Source organism: Arenibacter echinorum, from assembly GCF_003259375.1.
In the GTDB taxonomy this organism is placed as follows: domain Bacteria; phylum Bacteroidota; class Bacteroidia; order Flavobacteriales; family Flavobacteriaceae; genus Arenibacter; species Arenibacter echinorum.
Map to the genome: position 1 here is coordinate 131,659 of NZ_QLLN01000005.1, position 19,953 is coordinate 151,611.

The window sequence follows — 19,953 nt, forward strand, 5'->3', positions numbered from 1 at the left end:
CAAGCGAGACACTTAGAGTATTGCGTTACCTCCAAAAAAAAGTAAGCAAACCCAATGATTAAAATAACACAGGCAAATAGGGAGCACTCCCAATTAATTGCCGAATTAGGAAAACAGGCCTTTTGGGAATCTCACGGGCACAGCGCTTCAAAAGAAGATATTAACAGCTTTATTGCTAAAACCTATAACAAGGCGGCCATTAATAAGGAATTTGAGAATACAAATATCCTATACCATCTGGTCTCTTTCAATGATAAAATTGCAGGGTTTTCAAAAATAGAATTAAACACTTCCAACATTAATATTAAGGATTCAAACATAACAAAACTGGACAGGCTTTATCTTTTAAAAGAATTTTATGGAAAAAATTTAGGTGCAAAGCTAGTCGATCTTATTATCGAATTATCTAAACAAAACCATGAGAACGGTATTTGGTTGGCGGTTTGGAAAGAGAACCAAAAAGCCATACGTTTTTATACGAAATCAGGGTTTAAGATTGTGGGGGAGTATAATTTTAAAATATCGGAAACTCACTCCAACCCCAATCACATTATGTACCTAGAATATGGATCCCAAAACTCACAGTTGTCCCAAAAAGGGGAAGGTTACATTCGGATAAATAAAAATTTTTAAATAGATGAAAAGATTAGTTAATTACTTTCTACAAGGCTTATTATATATAGCCCCCTTGGGAATCACGGCTTACATTGTTTATTTAATATTCAATTTTATAGATAATATATTGGCTGATAAACTTGAGAAAATTTTTAATATTGATATTCCTGGATTGGGATTGGCAATAATTTTTATATTTCTCGTTTTAGTTGGGATAATCGGACAAAGTATATTTGCCCGACCATTTAAAATACTTTTTAAACGAATTATTGAAAAAGCTCCTTTGCTTAAGCTGATATTTTCGGCTTTGAATGACCTTTTTTCAGCTTTTGTTGGCAAGGAAAAGAAGTTTAACCAACCTGTTATTGTTTTGGTGAACCCTATATCGAATTTAGAGAAGTTAGGTTTCTTGACCGAAGAAGATTTAAGCATACTTGATGAAAAGGAAAAAGTGGCCGTCTATTTCCCACATTCCTATAATTTTTCCGGAGAGTTGTTCATAGTACCTAAAAACCAAGTAAGGTTAATCGATGTAAATCCTTCGGACGTTATGAAATTTATTATATCAGGTGGTGTTTCCGGTATCTATGAAGAAAGAGAAATCGGCAATGATATTGAATAGAAAAATTTGACGTAAGTCTCCACTTTTTGGAAGGCTACAAAATCATACCTTATGAACCCAAAAGTTGTAGATAGATTTTTAGACAGGGCCAAAAAATGGAACCAGGAAATGAAATTATTAAGGGAAATCTGTCTGGATTGTGGCCTCACCGAGGAATTTAAATGGATGCACCCTTGTTATACGTTTCAAGGGAAAAATGTTGTTTTAATTCATGATTTTAAAGAATATTGTGCCCTTCTTTTTCATAAAGGAGTTTTGCTAAAGGACAGTGACAAGATTTTAATCCAACAGACAGAGAACGTACAATCCGCTCGTCAAATACGATTTACAGGCTTGCAGGAAATCCTTGATCTAAAATCTACCATTAAAGCCTATATTTTTGAGGCCATTGAAGTAGAAAAAGCGGGATTGGAAGTGCCCATGAAAAAGACTTCCGAATTTAAAATGCCAGATGAATTTAAAGTGGCCTTGGATAATGACCCCGATTTAAAAGCTGCCTTCCAAGGCTTAACACCGGGAAGACAAAGGGGGTATTTGCTGTATTTCTCACAAGCCAAGCAATCGGCCACAAGAGCCAACAGAGTTGAAAAATATACCCCTAAAATTCTCGAGAGCAAAGGGTTAAATGACCTGTGAAAGTGAGGAAAATTAACATATCCCTACAACGTAAAACTTATTATAAATAAACAATGCCCAGAATCCAAGACTCTGGGCATTGCTTTTACTCCAACGAACCATTTGGTTATAATGGCTATTATCTGGAGCTACCTCCTTTTATACATTTTCAGGAACTTCAAATCCTTCACGATAATCCCGTCTTAACATTTTATCGGCTTCCGCATCGTTTACGAACGACTCGGATTTAGGATTGAAGGTCAGAACACGATCCAATCTATAGGCTATATTGCCCAAATGTGCCAAACCAGAGGAAAGGTGTGCTGTTTCCACTGGGCCGTTCAAAATAGTTTTATCACGCTTGCGCACTGCCTCTATAAAATTGGCAAAATGTCCGTCAGTACCACCGTCTCCGCGGTCCATTTCCGACCCTGATTTACCACCATCTTCGCCAGATTTACCTGGGGTCCTATCCTGTCCCAAATATGTTTTATACTTATCATAACCATCTACGACCAAAATACCCTTATCGCCATAGAAAATATTACCTACAGTGGCACCTTCTTCGGTATTGGTGCACCAAGGTCGCACTTCAAACTGTATGATCTTTCTTTCTTCTGGGTAGTTATATACAGAGGTAAGTACTTCTGGTACTTCCTTGCAATCGTCCCAAAGGAACTTACCGCCCATGGAGGTAATCTTTGTTGGAAGCCCTACATCCAATCCCCACATACATAGATCGGTTTCATGAATACCTTGGTTGCCCACATCCCCATTGCCATAATCCCAATGCCAGTGCCAATTGTAGTGCACTAAATTTCTTGTAAATGGACGCTTAGGAGCTGGTCCTGTCCACATATCATAGTCAATTCCTGCTGGCACTGGAGAGAAACCTTTGTCCCCGATATCACCTCTCCAACGAAAAACAATACCTCTGGCCATATAAACCCTTCCTATGTATCCATCGCGCATTAAATTGATAGCTTCATTAACCGCAGGGGAACTTCTTAACTGTACCCCGTGTTGTACAATACGATTGTATTTTTCAGCGGCCTCAACCATTTTACGACCTTCCCAGATATTATGAGACCCTGGTTTTTCTACATAGACATCCTTCCCAGCCTGACAGGCCCAAATTACGGAAAGGGCATGCCAATGGTTTGGAGTTGCAATACTAACAACGTCTATATCCTTATTATCCATTACCCTACGAAGATCCTGCTCCAAGGCCACATCTTTATTATAGGTTTCCTTAAAGGATTTTTGGCGCTCTCGTAGCAGGTTCATATCCGGGTCACACAAGGTGGTAACCTGAACATTCTTTTGAACCATTAGGCTTTTAATATGGCTTTTCCCACGTCCATTGACGCCCAAAACTGCCGCATTGATTCGGTCGTTGGCCCCAAAGACGGTAGAAGATATAATGGTCGGTGCCGCAATAACAGCGGAACTGGCCAAACCCGTTCTTTTAATAAAAGATCTTCTCGTTGATTTCATTTTGACTTTATATTTACATTAACTATAATTATACGCTAGTTTTACTAAAACTCCATTTTCTCTATTTAATCCTTTAAGCAACCAACTGCCTACTGGTCATTTTTGCGTTGGGGACCAACCTTTACAATTCATGTAAAAGACACCTTATCCACTTTTGCAATGAAAGTTAGCATTATTTTTTTATTCGTTAACGTTAACAGCGGTAGTTTTTTGTTAATTTTTCAACTTTAGTTGTTGTTTACAACATATATCATACTTTTTTTGGATTAATTTCATTTATCCATTACTTGTCCCTATTCAAATTGTAGGTCCCGACAAGTTTGCGGCTAAAGACCGATCACAAGGTCAATTGATTATTTGCACAACTCAAAATTAGCAAAGCTCACACTTAAAAAATTATTGTAATTTAATCCCGCATGAAAAACAAGATTGAAATAAAACTGGCCCAAACAACGACCGACTATTTAGCGGCAAAAGAGTTGATTTTGGAATATGTAGCCTGGTTGGGCATTGATCTGTCCTTTCAAAATTTTGATAAGGAAATGGCGGGTCTGCCCCAAATGTACAATCCTGAGGATGGGGGATTATATATTGCCTATATAAACGGGGAGGCTGTTGGCATCGCTGGGATACGTAGATTCAACCAGCAGGATTGCGAAGTTAAAAGAATGTATGTAAAACCCAATAGCAGAGGCTTGGGCATAGGGCAACTGTTATTGAAGCAATGCCTGGATACCGCCAGAAAACTACAATACGACAGTGTAAAATTGGACACGGCCGACTTTATGAAATCGGCCATAAAATTATATACTGATCATGGTTTTAAAGAAATTTCTGCCTATCGCCATAATCCCCACGAATCGGCCAAGTATTTTGAATTAAACCTTAAAGAGTAATCGTTTTAAGAAACCGGAAGCCCGGTTTTACAGGTGCATTCAGGAACAGCTCTCAAGAAAAATCTAATCCAACTAGAACCAATACCCCTTTCAAATTAGGTCTATTTCATATTAAAATATTCATAATAATTTGTTTAGTTAGGATTCCTTACTATATTTGTATGGCAATAGTGCTATAACCTAAATTTTAGAACAATGAAAAAATCTGTTTTTTATCACGCAGGATGTCCCGTATGCCTTAGCGCGGAACATGAGATCTTAGAACTAGTAGGAAAGGACAATGTGGAAATTGTACATTTCGGAACCAGCAAATCGCGCATTCCCGAGGCCGAAAAAGCCGGCGTTAAATCGGTTCCAGCTTTGGTTACCCCTACTGGAAATGTACTGCACATTAACTTTGGCGCCTCCATGGCAGATGTAAAGGGTTAAAAAATTCAACCCTAAAAGTTAGGATTCCTAATATTTTATAATTTCAACAGTGAACGCCATGAAAATATCGGTTTGGGACACCTATGTGGCCCGTGAAGACGGCAAGACCATGCATTTCGATATACTGGTACCCAATAACTTGAAGGTTATAGACACCATTTTTGGCTATGGTCGTGAATTTCTATCCACAAAACCGTTCCAAACAGATGAGCTATCTTCCAAGGAATGCAAGTTCTGCCATATGGAACAGGCTCCGGATGCCGTAGCGGACATTATCAGTAAAAAAGGGTATTACATCATAGAAATGGAAAATTGCGAATAATTTAATTAGGATAACTAACTTTGCCTGTCGGGCAATTCCCGGCAGGCTTTTTATATGGACAAGAGTATTTTTAACCCGGACCATCAAGAAAAAGATGTTACCAGCAAAATTATAGCCGGACTTGAGCGCGTTTCCGAAGCCTTCAAGGTCCTGCTTTGGGATAAGGCCAAATTGTTGGGTTTAAGTCCCATCCAAATCCAAATCCTAATATTCATTGCTTACCATAAAAATGAAATTTGCAATGTTAGCCACTTGGCCAAAGAATTCAATATAACCAAGCCCACCATAAGCGATGCTATCAGGGTCTTGGACAAAAAAGGGCTGATCACCAAGGAATATTCTTCCAGCGATAGTAGAAGCTATTCCATTGGCCTCTCGGAAACTGGAACAGAGACCATAGGACAAATTTCAGATTTTGCCAACCCCTTAAAGATGCAGCTTAATACCGTTGGGGATTCCGAATTGGAATCGCTTTTTGGTACTTTGAGCAAACTCATCTATCAACTGAACACAAGTGGGATCCTTAGTGTACAAAGAACCTGCTATGGCTGTAAATTCTACAGCAAAGAAAGTAACCAGGATTATTGCAACTTGCTCAACAAAGAATTGCTGAATAAGGACATCCGTTTGGACTGTCCAGAATTTGAAGTAAAGCACACCTAATGAGTTCCTTAGGACAACACAACTGTCCATATGCGAGAACAGTCTTTCCATAAAAATACATGCACATTACATCTTTTACCCTCAATCTTGGGAGAGTTATTAAGTTTTTGGATATTTACCACTTCAATATTTGGAGAACACAGGCAAACCAAAACTAAGATCGCTTAGTGCATATAAAAAATAGAACATGAAAAACAATTGGCTTCTCTATGGTGCATTTCTATTGTCCCTTTCCATTAGCTCTGCCCAGCAAGGGAATAAATCCAGCTTATCTATCAAAGAAATTATGCAGGGCGATGACTTTGTGGGCCATCTTCCTTCCAATCCCCAATGGTCCTTGGACAGCCAGACCCTGTATTTTGATTGGAATCCGGAACAAGCCCAAAACGATTCCCTGTATGCCTACCATTTAAAATCGGCCAAAACTATCAAAACCGATTTTGAAACCTCCTACTCCCTTCCCAGTAACAGAGGAGTTTTTAACCAGGATAGAACCTTAAAATTATATTCCAAACGGGGCGACATATTTCTATTAAACCTTAAGACCCAAGCCTTAATTCAAATAACCAGGACAGAAGAATACGAAAGTGCTCCCCATTTTACCGATAATGGCACCAAGGTAGCCTACAGGCAGGGCAACAATCTTTTTAGCTGGGATATAGCCACCGGGAGTACGGTACAGCTAACCAAAATTAAGTCTGCTAAAAAAGATGATGAAAAAAGCAAGAAAGACCAATGGCTATTCGAAGATCAATTGGGACTATTTGAGGTACTTCGCGAACGTAAGGACAAAAAGGACAAAACAGAGCAAGCCAAAAAACTATTTGAGGCCATGGGACCCCTCCCTATTGACCCTGAAGGCAAATCAATATACAATCCAAGGATAAATCCCATTGGAAATTACATTACTTACTTAGCTACAGAATCGCCTACCAATAAGGCCACTATTGTTCCCCATTATGTTACAGAGTCCGGGTATACCGAAGATGAAGATACAAGATCCAAGGTAGGCAACGAACCTTACGAATATGAATTGTTCGTTTACGACATTGCCAACAAAAAGGCCTATCCAGTGGTTTTGGACAGTCTGGAGGGGTTGGATTACGTACCTGAGTACACCAAGGACTATCCGGATAAGACTTATGAAAATAAAAACAGGCTAGGCTATATTGATGGGCCACTTTGGAGCGAGGATGGTAAATATGCGGTGCTGGACATATATAGCAACGACTATAAGGACCGGTGGATTGTACTCCTTGATCCCAAAGACGGCAGTGTTTCGCTTTTGGACCATCAGCATGACGAAGCTTGGATAGCCGGCCCAGGCATTGGAGAGTACGATGGTGGCGAAAAGGGCTGGATGCCCGATGGAAAAAGTATCTGGTTCCAATCCGAAAAAACAGGCTATTCACATCTCTATCTCATTGATGTAACTACCAAAAAAACAAAGACACTGACTTCGGGCGAATTTGAAATTTACGACCCACAAATTTCAAAGGATAAAAAACGCTGGTATTTCACGGCCAACAAAAACCATCCTGGGGACCGACAGTTCTTTAGCATGCCCATTGGCGGTGGGCAACTACAGCAACTTACCCAGATGACCGGAGCCAATGAGGTTACCCTGTCCCCTGATGAGCGCAAAATGGCCATTTTGCATTCGTACACCAACAAGCCTACGGAACTTTACCTACAGGACAATCCTATTTGGGGAAAATCCAAGGCCGATGCAAAACGCATAACCTTTTCCACCACCAAAGATTTTGATGGGTACCAGTGGCGCGATCCTCAAATAATTACTTTCAAGGCCGAAGATGGCGAGGCAGTACACGCTCGGCTATACAAACCCAATTCCGACATAAAAAATAAGGCTGCCGTTATTTTTGTACATGGAGCGGGATATTTGCAAAACGCACATAAATGGTGGAGTACCTATTTTAGAGAGTATATGTTCCACAATCTCTTAGTGGACAATGGTTTCACCGTATTGGACATAGATTATAGGGGCAGTGCCGGTTACGGCAGGGACTGGAGAACCGGAATATACCGACACATGGGTGGAAAGGACTTGTCCGACCAAGTGGACGGGGCTAATTATCTTATAAATGAACTTGGCATAGATCAGGATAAAATTGGCATCTATGGTGGCTCCTATGGTGGATTTATAACCCTAATGGCAATGTTCAACGCCCCTGACATCTTTAAGGCGGGTGCCGCCATCAGATCTGTGGGCGATTGGGCCGCTTACAGCCATGGTTATACGGCCCGTATACTAAACACCCCGGTTACCGATAGCTTGGCCTACCGAAGAAGCTCCCCCATTTATTTTGCCGAAGGCTTAAAGGGCGACCTGTTGATATTGCACGGGATGATAGACGACAATGTGCATTTTCAGGATATGGTGCGATTATCCCAACGCTTGATAGAATTGGAGAAACACAATTGGGAAATGGCAGTCTACCCCTTAGAACGGCACAGCTTTGAGGAACCCAGTAGTTGGACAGATGAATACACCCGGATCTTTAAGTTGTTCCAAAAAAGTTTGTTGGATAAGAAGTAGCTCCAGAGGACTTTCACTTTAAGAGAGTTATCCCTATAAATAGGCTAGCTTATAAAGGACATGTAAAATAATTATACCATACGGCTGCCTAATCATAGACCCTTTTATAACTTACTTCCATTCAAAACGACATGAAGTTTCATTTGAAATAAGCAGATAGGTTTTAGGTTTTAATGAATAACTTAAAAATCAACAACTTTTCTTTTGACTAAAATTAGCCTATTTTTATCAAAAATTAGCCCAATGGACATCAAAGACAAATTCTTTGCACATATAGAGGAAGGATATACCACAAAAGGGGACTTTATCACTATGGGAGCAGCCATGCTAAATGGGGAGACCATAACCAATGCGCTCGTAAAAATCCCATTAAAGACCCTTAACAGACATGGTTTGATCGCCGGGGCCACCGGTACAGGTAAAACCAAAACGCTACAGATAATAGCCGAAAATTTATCGGACAAAGGTATTCCTGTTTTGCTGATGGACCTTAAAGGTGACCTCAGTGGTTTGGCACAACCCAGTCCTGGGCATCCAAAAATTGATGAACGGCACGCCAAAATAGGTATACCATTTGCACCTAGCGCTTTTCCGGTGGAAATACTTTCGCTCTCCGAGCAGGATGGTGTAAAATTGAGGGCTACGGTTTCAGAATTTGGACCGGTTCTTTTAAGCCGGATCTTAGACCTTTCCGTAACCCAAGAGGGCATTGTAGCGGTAGTTTTCAAATATTGTGATGACAATAAGCTTCCGTTGTTAGATCTTAAAGATTTTAAAAAAGTACTACAATACGCTACGGAAGAGGGCAAAAAAGAATTTTCCGATTCCTATGGCCGTATCTCGACCAGTTCTACCGGGACCATTCTTAGAAAAATAATAGAACTTGAACAGCAAGGTGCCGAACTGTTTTTCGGGGAAAAATCTTTTGATGTGGAGGACCTTACCCGTATCGATGAAAATGGCAGGGGTTATATCAATATTCTTCGCTTAACGGATATACAGGACAGACCTAAATTGTTTTCAACCTTTATGCTGAGCCTATTGGCAGAAATTTACGATACTTTTCCTGAGCAAGGTGATACCGGGAGACCGGAATTAGTTCTTTTTATAGACGAGGCACACCTTATTTTCAACGAGGCTTCAAAAGCACTATTGAATCAGATTGAGAATATCGTAAAGTTGATACGTTCCAAAGGAATTGGGGTGTATTTTGTAACCCAAAATCCTACCGACGTGCCAGATGCCGTCCTTTCCCAATTGGGTCTGAAAGTGCAACATGCTTTACGTGCATTTACGGCAAAAGACAGGAAGGCGATAAAACTTACTGCGGAAAACTACCCCATTTCAGAATTTTATGATACCAAGGAAGTTTTAACTTCCCTGGGAATAGGGGAAGCATTGATCAGCGCCCTTGATGAAAAAGGAAGACCAACCCCCCTTGCGGCCACTATGTTAAGGGCTCCTATGAGCCGGATGGATATACTTACCGATAGTGAACTTAAGGAGGTAATAGACAAATCCAAATTGGTTGGAAAATACAACGAAACCATAGATAGGGAAAGCGCCTATGAACTTCTGAACGATAAGATTGAACGGGCGGAAAAACTGGCTGAAGAGGAAAAGGCCTCTTCCAGCAGCAGATCAACCCGATCTAGCTCCAGAAGGACCAGTACACGCCAAAATCCTGTAATAAAAGTATTGACCAGTGCAACTTTTATAAGGGGAGTCCTGGGCGTATTGAAGAAAGTTATGAGATAGTCCTTTGGATTATTACAAAACAGGACCAAAAAAATTAATTTTTAAAAATAACTTTTACTTTTAAAATGATAAGAAAATCGATTTTTGCCGTAGTATTAAGCGCGCTACTCTTTATACAATGTAACACCAATACAGATTTTGTAATTGCCAAGGACCAAGTAGGCAAATTGATGAAATCCAACACCATTGATGACATTGAAACTGTGTTTGCCAGTGATTCCATAGTTAGGGATACGGCAATTACCAGAATTGGTGCAGCAGTAAAAAAAATCAACATTTATGAAAAGGGAGGCAAGCATTTACTTACCCTCACCCCTAATATGGACAGTATTCCCAAAATAGAAATTATCCGTATTTACGATCCAAGATATGCAACTGAAAAAGGCGTTGGACTCAATAGTACCTTTAAGGATATCAAGGACAAACACAGTATTAAAAAAATTATAACCGCTCTCAACAATGTGGTGATCTTCCTAAAGGACTCCGACGCCTATTTCACCATTGCCAAGACCGAACTTCCCAGCAACCTTCAATATGGCAACAACAGTGATATTGAAGCTGTTCAGATACCGGACAAGGCAAAGATTAAATACATGATGGTGGGCTGGGAATAACAGCAACGATTCTATGCGAAAACTATTATACCGCACTTTAGCACTATCCTACGGTGCCTACTTTAATTCCACCGCTCTTTTCTCTGAAAAGGAAGCGGGAAAAAAGGCGTTCAAAACCTTTACTACCCCAAGAAAGGGCAGGATATTACCGGTTCAACAAGAATATCTACAAGAGTATTTGGGCAAAAGGATTACAGTGAACAACACTGGGCTGCAGACCTATGAATGGCCTGGAACTGGGGAAACCGTTCTTTTGATGCACGGTTGGGAAAGTAATGCTTTTAGGTGGCGATATCTCATTGAAAAATTACAGGAAAAGGAATTCAATATCATTGCCTTTGATGCGCCGGGCCATGGACATTCAGAAGGAAATAGGTTAAATGTGGTCACCTATGCGGACAGTGCTCGGCAGCTCATAGACCTATACCGACCCAAACATATTATTGGGCATTCCATGGGGGGACTCGCTACCCTTCATAATCAATATCAAAATCCAAACACTTCCATTGAAAAAATAGTGACTTTGGGAGCTCCGGCCGAACTCTCCGAGCTAATGGCACATTACCAAAACCTGGTAAGGTTCAACAAGAAGGTACTTGAGGCCTTGGATAGGCACGTGTATGAAAATTTCAACTTTCGAATTCACGACATCTCTACCCCTAAGTTTGCCAAAAATATTACCCAGAAAGGGCTGATCATACATGACGAATGGGATACAATAACCCCGTTCAACGCTTCCGAACGTCTTCACCAAAACTGGAAAAACAGCAGCTTAATAAAAACCACCGGACTTGGCCACTCCCTTCACCAAGAAGAGATCAACTTGCAGATAGTGGACTTTCTATTGTCTTAAATTTTTAGCGCTATTTTATACCCCAACCTATTTCCTTTTTAAAATATGCTTATTTTTAGAAAGTTTTCTGTCCTGTATTCCGTAAATTAAAAATTTAGAACTATGCCTGAAATTACCCCCTTCCATATTGCCATTCCTGTCCATAATTTGGCTGAATGCCGTACTTTTTACGGAGAGATATTAAATTGTGAAGAAGGAAGAAGCAGTGATCATTGGGTAGACTTTAATCTGTTCGGTCACCAATTGGTAATCCATTACAAACCCAAGGCCAAGGACGAAGAATTGCACGTTAACCCAGTAGATGGCAAGGATGTTCCAGTACCTCATTACGGTGTTGTGCTCCCTTGGGACACCTTTAAATCCTTTTCCGAAGAACTTATTGCAAAAGGGGTACGCTTTGTTATTGAGCCCTATATCCGTTTTAAGGGAGAGGTTGGCGAACAGGCCACCATGTTCTTTCTGGACCCTGCAGGGAATGCCCTAGAATTCAAGGCCTTTAAGGATATGGGACAATTGTTTGCCAAATAACCAATCCAATACCTAAACTTCAACCAACCCTTAACTTTAGGTTCATGAAAACCTTTATAGGTTTTTCATGAACTTCATATTGTGCGTCATACTCTCAAAAGGGGTACTGGCATACTCCTCTTGTTCTATAAATATATACTTAAGTCCGGATTCTTTTTTATATTTCAGCATTTGGGCTATGTCCAAACCTCCTTTTCCAAACTCGGTGCTTTCCTTTTTCGCCATGTCCATATCCTTCAAATGCCATAATGGAAACCTTCCTTCATATTTTCTAAAATAATCCAAAGGATCCTTCCCGGCAACCACTACCCAACCCAGATCAAGTTCCATATGCACCAGGTCCGCTTGGGTATTTTTCAATAGGGTATCATAAAACACCTCCCCGTTTTCGGATTCAAATTCATATTCGTGATTATGGTATCCGAATTTTATATTTCTAGCCTTACATTCTTCCCCCGCCTTATTAAAGGCCTCGGCTACGGCCTTATAGTTGTCCGCTGTTTGTCCTTCCGTAGGCATGGAGGAACAAATTAGATATTCCTGTCCGGCCTCGGCCGCCTGATCCATAGTCTCTTTCCAATGTTCGTCCAGGGCTACATGTCCGCTCCTGAGGGTCATCCCAAGATCTTCACAAACATCTTTCATTTCTTTCGGCTTCAGACCGTAATATAGTCCCTTGGTACTTCTTGCCGATTCAATTTGTTTAATTCCCAAGGCCGCTATTCTCTTTAAAGTACCAACAGCATCTTCCAACATCTCCTTGCGAAAGGTATACAATTGAACCCCTAAATTCTTTTTTGGATTCTTATAGGGCAAAGTAAAGGATGGCAATAAAACCACTCCTGCTGCCAACATTCCTGACTGCATTAAAAATTCTTTTCTCGTTGTCATTTTCTATCCTTTAGATTATTGTGACCATGAGGTTGGTTTTCTATCCCATCTATGGCCTTTTAATTCTTGATATAACTCCATTGGCAAGCCTTTGCCATCACTTAAGGCCGTATTCATTAAAACGTTCCTTTCCTTGCGCATTCCAGGAATTATGGTACTTACCGTTTTGTTCATAGTAATAAAGCGCAAAGCCATTTCCGCCATGGTCATACCTTCCGGAACCACTGGTCTCAATAGGTCTGCCCTTTCCGCACTGGCAATTAAATTCTCGGGCACAAAATACGTCCCCCTCCAATCCCCTTCCGGAAACTTGGTCTCTTTGGTTATATTCCCGGTCAAGGTGCCTTCGTCAAAAGGCACCCTTGCAATGACAGCAATATCCAACTCTTCACATAATGGAAAAAGGACATCCTCCGGAGCTTGGTCAAAAATATTGTAAATAACCTGTACCGCATCGAACGCTCCTGTCTTAAGGGCCTTAATACCATTTTCTGGCTCCCAACGGTTTACACTGATACCCATGGCCGCTACCTTCCCTGACTTTTTTAAATCTTCAACCGCCCTTTGCCACTCCTCACGATCGGACCAACTGTCGTCCCAAGTATGGAACTGCATTAAATCCAATTGCTCCGAGCGTAAATTCTTCAGGGTCTTTTCCGTATAATCCACAATATGGGACATAGGATAGGATTCCTCTAAACTATATTCCGGTTTTGCCGGCCATTTAAAATTTTTAGCTGGGATCTTGCTGGCGGTAAATAGCTTTTTATTGGGAAACCTTCGCAATAGATCGCCCAGTAATTTTTCACTGTGCCCATGACCATAGGCCCAAGCGGTATCGAAAAAATTAACTCCATTTTCCACAGCCAGATCCAGTGACTTGGCAGACAATAGGTCGTCGGACTCGGTCCATCCTCCCATGCCCCACATTCCGTATCCTATTTCACTAACATCCCACTGGGTTCTACCAAATTTTCTTATAACCATAACTCTAACCTAATACTTTTCACTCTTAAAAATCCCGGACCCTATTTATTGATCAATACTGATGGAAAGCATCGGAAACAAACTCCAATACCACGGGCAGGGATTCCCGCCAATAGGTCCAGCTATGGCGACCTTCCCTTACCCTATATTCATGGGGCACCTCTTTCTTTTTCATGGCAATATGCACTAAACTATTTCCTTCATAAAGAAAATCATCGTCCCCACAGTCTATGAACCATCTAACCGATTTCATATCTTCAAGGGATGAAGCCTGGATAAGGGATAGGGCATTGTGCTTTTCATAATAGGCACTTACAAGGCTATCTTCATAGCTCTCATTATTACCTTTTAGTCTTTGTTTAAAATCGTCCAAACTTAGGGCTCCTATATAGGCACTTAAAGGACAGGCCGATGAAAACAGCTCAGGGTGGCGTAAGGCATACATGAACGTTCCACCGCCACCCATGGAAAGTCCAGCTATGGCCCTGTAGCGCTTCTCTCCCTTAATGCGATACTTCTTCTCTACATAGGGCATTAATTCCTGAAAAAAGAAATCCTCATACCTCCAGTCCCCTTTTACGGAATTAAAATAACCCCTAGTTCCCGTATTGGCATCTGGCATAACAATAATCATTGGAGTAGCCTTACCTTCTTTAATAGCATTATCCGTAATACGCAACACCTCACCAAATTGCACCCAACCCGTTTGATCGTCACCAGCGCCATGAAGCAAATACAACACTGGGTAACTCCTATTGGAAGTTTCATAATCCGGCGGAAGGTATACCGCAAATTTCCTTTCACTCTTTAGGATTTCACTCTTCATGCTGAGTGCGTCAAATACCTTTCCGGTCTGCGCATTAGCAGTTGCCAGACACACTAGCGCGCATAGTAACAATAGATTGATTCGCATATATATGAGGTTTTACCGATGGCGGCATAAATTTTTGATTCGGAATGGGCTGACTTTATTTATTGTAGCCCAGGAATTTCCACTATTTCGTTAACGTCCTTATCATAGTCCACCCCTTCTACCATAAAGCCGAACAGATTGAAGAAATCTTTCTCATAGCCCTTAAGATCTCCAATCTTTGGCAAAGTTTCCGTAGTGGCCTCCTTCCAAAGTTCCGCTACCCTGGCCTGCACATCGGCGCGCATTTCCCAATCATCTATACGTATTCTCCCTTTATCATCTATAGGTGTCTTAGCTGAATACAAACGATCTTGGAACAAGCGTTGAATTTGCTCTATACACCCTTCGTGTATTCCTTCCGCTTTCATTACCTTGTACAATAGGGATATATATAGTGGAATTACCGGTATTGCAGAGCTTGCCTGGGTTACCAATGCCTTATTAACCGAAACATAAGCCTTTCCTTTTAATGCTTTTAAACTGTCCGATATAGTAAAAGCAGTAGCTTCCAAATCATCCTTGGCACGACCAATGGTTCCTTTTCTATAAACTGCTTCTGTAAGTGACGGGCCAATATAGGAGTAGGCTATAGTAGTAAATCCTTCTGAAAGCAATCCTTCACTTTTCAAATCATCTATCCACATTTTCCAATCTTCACCTCCCATGACGGCCACTGTATTCTCAATATCATCACCTTCGGCCGGTTCTATGGATACTTCGGATACTACCCCGGTATGAAAGTCCACTGTTTTGTTTTGAAATTTGGCTCCTATTGGTTTTAATACCGATTTATATTTTACCCCAGTATCCGGATGCGTCCTTACTGGTGAAGCCAAACTGTAAATAACCATATCTATTTGGGCCAAATCGGCTTTGATCAAGTCTAAGGTTTGTTTTTTAATTTCATTGGAAAAGGCGTCCCCGTTGATGCTTTTAGCGTACAATCCTGCCTTATGCGCCTCTTTTTCAAAGGCCGCACTGTTGTACCAGCCCGGTGAGGCCGGTCGTCCCTCGGAAGGTGGTTTTTCAAAAAACACCCCTATTGTAGAAGCTCCTGAACCAAAGGCACTGGTAATTCTGGAAGCCAAACCAAATCCAGTAGAAGCTCCTATTACGAGCACTTTTTTTGCTCCATCGATGGCTCCCTTGGACTTTATATATTCAATTTGATCAATAACATTTTGTTCACATCCTTTAGGATGGGAGGTAAGGCATATAAATCCGCGTGTTCTAGGCTCTATTATCATTTCTTAATTTATTTTCTGCACTTTCCCAATATGGGTTGTATAACGGTGCATTTTATTTATAATTTTCCCAATTATCGAAGATATATAAAAGATTCAAAAGATAAAGTTGAAGTGGACAAAATTGCACCCTATAATCCGGATTTAGATAAAACTATCCCAATGCTAAGGCAATTGTTCCATTAAAAACCGCTTGACATTCTCGCCCATAACGGCTCTGATCTCCATTTCCGAAAATCCTTGGTTCATTAATTCCTGAACAATAAAGGGCAGGCCTGTTACATCTATAGGAGTCGTGGCCGCCCCATCAAAATCGGAGCCTAGCGCCACATGCTCAATGCCGACCAAATCACGGACATACTTCATAGCTTCCACAATGTGCTTGATCTCCCCTTTAATGGCTCCCCTAAAAAACCCTATACCAATTAGTCCGCCCGATGCTGCAATTCTGTTTATATGACGATCCGATATGTTCCGGGGGCTATCCTTGGTCCCCTTGACCCCAGTGTGCGAAACCAGGACTGGGCGGGTGGTTTGGTCAAGAATTTCATCTATCATTTTTGGGGAGACATGTGCCAAATCGATTATGATTCCCAAACGGTTCATCTCATGGATTACCTCCCTACCGAAATCGGTAAGCCCTGCCCCCGAAATACCATGTGCAGACCCACCAAGTTCATTATCGAAAAAATGCGTGGGGGCCATCATTCTAACCCCTTCGTAATAAAGATTCTGCACATTATCCAAATTCCCCTCCAAGCAATGTGCACCTTCAATTCCCAAGAAACCACCAATTACCTCTGGGTCTGTTTTCTTTAATTTTATCAAATTTTTTAAATCTTGGCGCGATTTCACCAATAAGAATTTACCGGCAAACTTCTTTTGGTAGTCCTGTAAAGCTCTTGCCTGGTACTCGGCCCGTTTATACAAACCAAACCACTTATCCGGTAGTCGGCCTTGTACGAAATTCAACATGGTAATTTTATCGAAGGCGTCCGCACTATTCTGCTTAAAATTCTGTCCTTTGGGAGATTTGGTTACAATGGTAAAAGCCTGCAAGCTCATATTTGCCTGCTGCATTCGCGGAAAATCCAAATGTGCATAATCCAGTTTTTTTGTCAAGTCCCTATCCCATAACAAGGCGTCGCAGTGCAAATCAGCAATAAACTCCAGTGACCTATACAATTCTTTTGCTTCGGCTCCCAGTTGCCTGGGATCGCTATATTCAACAAGGTTCATCTGCTTATCCAAGATGGGAGACACAATAAACGTTGCCAAGAAATATAGTAGGAGGACAATGGCCAAAGCGTACCTAAGAAATTTTTTCATGCAATTTCGCCTGTTTAACGAGCTAAAAATTAATCAAAATAAATTAAAAACCGCTATAAAGTATATTGATTTATAAATTTTAAAACCCCAATTGAGCAGGTATCTTTTTGGTGTTCCCCAAAAACATAAAGGTCACAAAACAAAAATGAAAATTAAACGTTATTACATTAAATTGAATTTGGACAAACCTACTAAAATCTGAACTCATGAAAAAAATAATCTACTTAGCCACATTCCTATTTTGCTCGCTAACCATCAGCAGTTGTACCAACGACGAAGATGAGGAAAAAATTGATGTTCTAACGCCTACCGACAGTACCCAAAAATCTCTAGAGATTTTTGAACCAACGGAATAGGCATAAAAAAAGGTCGGTTTGGAGAATATCATGCTCTAAACCGACCTTTATATTATCATTTTACTTCCTTAACAAGCCCTTTCAAAGTTGCCTCCCAATCATTTAAAGGTAATGGTAAAGGTTGCCCCTTTATTAACTTCACTTTCCACCGCAATAGTACCCCCTAGACTATTAATATGATTATATACCAGGTAAAGTCCAACCCCTTTACTATCTCCCTTAATATGGAATTTTTGATTGAGTCCAAAAATTTTACTCCCAAATTTTTCCATGTCAAAACCAAGACCATTATCTGAATATATCAGCTGTTTTTTTTCCCCTTCAACTTGTGATTTTATAGAAATTACAGGTGGAACATCTGGCCTGGCGTATTTAATGGAATTGGTCAACAGGTTCAGAAAAATACTTTCCATATTATTGGTATTATGCCTTACACCCCTTAAGGCGGAAAAATCGATCTTAAAAGTAACATTGGCATTACCTAAAAGAGAACTGATAGATGACTTGACCAGTTTAAGTGTTATTTCAAAATCTACTTCTTCCAACTCAATGTTCAATTGGTCTTTCTTGCTTAAAAGGTCCACATAGTTGTTTAGGGATTTATTGAGCCCCTCGGTGGCCAACTTCATATAATCCAAGGTTTCCAATACTTCATCGTCATCAATTTTACTAAAATCCAAAAACCCGAATATGGACAGTAAATTGTTTACTGGAGATCTTAAATCATGGGATGTGGTATAATTGAGCTGTTTTAATTCTTGGTTTTTATCCACTAAGTTTATCAGATGTTCTATCCGCTCTTTTTCCAATTTCTTTTTGTGGGTAATATTTTTGGCAATAGCATATACTAATTTCTCATCTTCCAAGGGTATGGAAGTCCAGTGCAACCAAATAATCTCTCCTGATTTACAGACGTATCTGTTTTCATAATTCACCAAAGGAACATTATTCTTCAAATTTTCCCTGTATCTAGCCGTTAGATCCCTGTCTTCCACATGGATAAATTCTCTAATTGGCTTGGAAAATAATTCTTCTTCCGAGTAGCCCAAAAGTTTCACCACAGCGGGATTTACTTTTTTGAAATAGCCATCATAACCGGCTATACATAATAAATCCATAGAAAGATTAAAAAAGGGTTCCAGGCTAAGGTTTTTTGTTTTTTGCATACTGCTGATAAGATAAGGGTAATATACGGTTTTTAATCAAAAAGCTGTTTACGATCAACCTAAACCTCCCAAAACCGGACACAAATGTATTTAAAGTTAAACATAAATTTATACAGTATATATCATATCAAAACTTAGAAAAAATAAAAAAACCGCAAATCGTTTAATCTGCGGTCTTTCAATATTATTTTTGGCTTCTATGCCTTTCCCTTGCCAACAAGGTATTTTTTAGCAACATGGCAATAGTCATTGGTCCCACACCTCCAGGAACCGGAGTAATATAAGAGGCCTTCTTGCTCACATTTTCAAAATCCACATCCCCGGTGATATAATAACCCTTTTCCTTGGTGTCATCCGGCACTCTGGTAATGCCCACATCGATGATTACGGCATCATCCTTCACCATTTCGGCTTTTAAAAAGTTGGGTACCCCTAATGCAGAAATAACTATATCGGCCTGTGAAATTATCTGGGTAATGTTTTTGGTATGGCTATGGGTAAGGGTTACCGTGGAATTTCCAGGCCAACCTTTTCTTCCCATGAGTATGCTCATAGGCCTACCCACTATATGGCTACGACCTATAACAACAGTATGTTTCCCTTTGGTCTCTACCTTATACCTTTCCAGAAGCTCCAATATACCAAAAGGTGTGGCAGGAATAAAAGTACTCATATCCAAGGCCATTTTTCCAAAATTGGTAGGATGAAATCCGTCCACATCCTTATCGGGATCCACCGCCAACAGAACACGTTGTGTATTGATCTGCTCAGGCAAAGGCAATTGAACAATAAATCCGTCTATATCATCATTTTGGTTAAGCTCTTCTATCTTGTTCAACAACTCCTGTTCCGAGGTAGTACTCGGCAACTGTACCAAGGTAGACTCGAATCCTACTTTCTCACAAGATCTTACCTTGCTGCCTACATAGGTAAGACTGGCACCGTCGTTCCCAACGATAACCGCTGCCAAATGTGGCACTTTTTCTCCACGCTCCCTCATTTTAGCCACCTCAGCGGCTATTTCCTCCTTAATTTGATTCGATACTTTTTTACCGTCCAGTAATTCCATTTTTTAGTATTCAGTTCCCTGTGGCA

Annotated in this window: 21 protein-coding genes; 13 read left to right on the forward strand and 8 right to left on the reverse strand. The window is 40.5% G+C overall.

The features are described from left to right. Nucleotides 1-54 precede the first annotated feature (54 nt). The 3 genes from LV92_RS13815 to LV92_RS13825 are packed head-to-tail and all read left to right on the forward strand — an operon-like array spanning nt 55 to nt 1,873. Entirely contained in the window at nt 55-633 is a 579-nt protein-coding gene (locus tag LV92_RS13815; protein ID WP_111624242.1) for a GNAT family N-acetyltransferase, read from the forward strand. Nucleotides 634-637: 4 nt separating this feature from the next. Beyond that, nucleotides 638-1,237 (forward strand): DUF502 domain-containing protein, encoded by a 600-nt coding sequence (locus LV92_RS13820; RefSeq protein WP_111624243.1) that lies wholly within the window; start codon nt 638-640, stop codon nt 1,235-1,237. A gap of 51 nt (nt 1,238-1,288) precedes the next feature. Continuing rightward, nucleotides 1,289-1,873 carry a YdeI/OmpD-associated family protein gene (locus tag LV92_RS13825; protein ID WP_111624244.1) on the forward strand — a complete coding sequence of 195 codons (585 nt, stop codon included), beginning with the start codon at nt 1,289-1,291 and terminating at the stop codon, nt 1,871-1,873. Nucleotides 1,874-2,011: 138 nt separating this feature from the next. Here LV92_RS13825 and LV92_RS13830 read toward each other — a convergent pair whose 3' ends face one another. Continuing rightward, complete coding sequence (locus LV92_RS13830; protein WP_111624245.1) at nt 2,012-3,349, reverse strand: Gfo/Idh/MocA family protein; 1,338 nt, start codon at nt 3,347-3,349, stop codon at nt 2,012-2,014. Nucleotides 3,350-3,765: 416 nt separating this feature from the next. On the opposite strand from LV92_RS13830, the gene LV92_RS13835 reads away from it, so the two are divergent. The 9 genes from LV92_RS13835 to LV92_RS13875 all read left to right on the forward strand — a co-directional run bounded on the left by LV92_RS13835 (nt 3,766) and on the right by LV92_RS13875 (nt 11,972). Beyond that, entirely contained in the window at nt 3,766-4,245 is a 480-nt protein-coding gene (locus LV92_RS13835; RefSeq protein WP_111624246.1) for a GNAT family N-acetyltransferase, read from the forward strand. Between the two features lie 195 nt (nt 4,246-4,440). Continuing rightward, nucleotides 4,441-4,674, forward strand: a complete 234-nt coding sequence (locus LV92_RS13840) for a thioredoxin domain-containing protein (protein ID WP_111624247.1) — start codon at nt 4,441-4,443, stop codon at nt 4,672-4,674. Between the two features lie 58 nt (nt 4,675-4,732). Continuing rightward, complete coding sequence (locus LV92_RS13845) at nt 4,733-4,996, forward strand: DUF2024 family protein (RefSeq protein ID WP_111624248.1); 264 nt, start codon at nt 4,733-4,735, stop codon at nt 4,994-4,996. Nucleotides 4,997-5,050: 54 nt separating this feature from the next. Further along, entirely contained in the window at nt 5,051-5,659 is a 609-nt protein-coding gene (locus tag LV92_RS13850; protein WP_111624249.1) for a MarR family winged helix-turn-helix transcriptional regulator, read from the forward strand. A gap of 187 nt (nt 5,660-5,846) precedes the next feature. Further along, nucleotides 5,847-8,219: a S9 family peptidase gene (locus LV92_RS13855; protein ID WP_111624250.1), complete on the forward strand. Its 2,373-nt coding sequence runs from the start codon at nt 5,847-5,849 to the stop codon at nt 8,217-8,219. Between the two features lie 243 nt (nt 8,220-8,462). Continuing rightward, on the forward strand, nt 8,463-9,977 hold the full coding sequence (locus tag LV92_RS13860; protein WP_111624251.1) for a helicase HerA-like domain-containing protein: 1,515 nt from the start codon (nt 8,463-8,465) through the stop codon (nt 9,975-9,977). A gap of 65 nt (nt 9,978-10,042) precedes the next feature. Next, nucleotides 10,043-10,591 (forward strand): hypothetical protein, encoded by a 549-nt coding sequence (locus LV92_RS13865; protein WP_111624252.1) that lies wholly within the window; start codon nt 10,043-10,045, stop codon nt 10,589-10,591. Nucleotides 10,592-10,604: 13 nt separating this feature from the next. Further along, the gene (locus LV92_RS13870) at nt 10,605-11,444 is read left to right on the forward strand and encodes an alpha/beta fold hydrolase (protein WP_111624253.1); all 840 of its coding nucleotides are present in this window, start codon (nt 10,605-10,607) and stop codon (nt 11,442-11,444) included. Nucleotides 11,445-11,546: 102 nt separating this feature from the next. Next, nucleotides 11,547-11,972: a VOC family protein gene (locus tag LV92_RS13875; RefSeq protein ID WP_111624254.1), complete on the forward strand. Its 426-nt coding sequence runs from the start codon at nt 11,547-11,549 to the stop codon at nt 11,970-11,972. Nucleotides 11,973-12,026: 54 nt separating this feature from the next. Here the strand turns inward: LV92_RS13875 and LV92_RS13880 are convergent, their stop codons facing one another. The 5 genes from LV92_RS13880 to LV92_RS13900 form a co-directional block, all read right to left on the reverse strand. Further along, nucleotides 12,027-12,863, reverse strand: coding sequence for a sugar phosphate isomerase/epimerase family protein (locus tag LV92_RS13880; RefSeq protein ID WP_111624255.1), 837 nt, complete (start codon nt 12,861-12,863; stop codon nt 12,027-12,029). Between the two features lie 15 nt (nt 12,864-12,878). Then, entirely contained in the window at nt 12,879-13,850 is a 972-nt protein-coding gene (locus tag LV92_RS13885) for an aldo/keto reductase (RefSeq protein WP_111624256.1), read from the reverse strand. Between the two features lie 52 nt (nt 13,851-13,902). Beyond that, nucleotides 13,903-14,763, reverse strand: coding sequence for an alpha/beta hydrolase (locus tag LV92_RS13890; RefSeq protein ID WP_170126330.1), 861 nt, complete (start codon nt 14,761-14,763; stop codon nt 13,903-13,905). Between the two features lie 59 nt (nt 14,764-14,822). Next, nucleotides 14,823-16,010, reverse strand: a complete 1,188-nt coding sequence (fabV, locus tag LV92_RS13895) for an enoyl-ACP reductase FabV (RefSeq protein WP_111624258.1) — start codon at nt 16,008-16,010, stop codon at nt 14,823-14,825. Nucleotides 16,011-16,172: 162 nt separating this feature from the next. After that, nucleotides 16,173-17,336: a dipeptidase gene (locus tag LV92_RS13900; protein ID WP_111624259.1), complete on the reverse strand. Its 1,164-nt coding sequence runs from the start codon at nt 17,334-17,336 to the stop codon at nt 16,173-16,175. Between the two features lie 206 nt (nt 17,337-17,542). Here LV92_RS13900 and LV92_RS21810 point away from each other — a divergent pair, with 206 nt between their 5' ends. Then, nucleotides 17,543-17,692, forward strand: coding sequence for a hypothetical protein (locus LV92_RS21810; RefSeq protein WP_170126331.1), 150 nt, complete (start codon nt 17,543-17,545; stop codon nt 17,690-17,692). A gap of 98 nt (nt 17,693-17,790) precedes the next feature. Here the strand turns inward: LV92_RS21810 and LV92_RS13905 are convergent, their stop codons facing one another. Beyond that, nucleotides 17,791-18,858 (reverse strand): sensor histidine kinase, encoded by a 1,068-nt coding sequence (locus tag LV92_RS13905; protein WP_111624260.1) that lies wholly within the window; start codon nt 18,856-18,858, stop codon nt 17,791-17,793. A 184-nt stretch (nt 18,859-19,042) separates the two neighbouring features. Continuing rightward, nucleotides 19,043-19,927 (reverse strand): bifunctional 5,10-methylenetetrahydrofolate dehydrogenase/5,10-methenyltetrahydrofolate cyclohydrolase, encoded by an 885-nt coding sequence (locus tag LV92_RS13910; RefSeq protein WP_111624261.1) that lies wholly within the window; start codon nt 19,925-19,927, stop codon nt 19,043-19,045. Between the last annotated feature and the right edge of the window lie 26 nt (nt 19,928-19,953).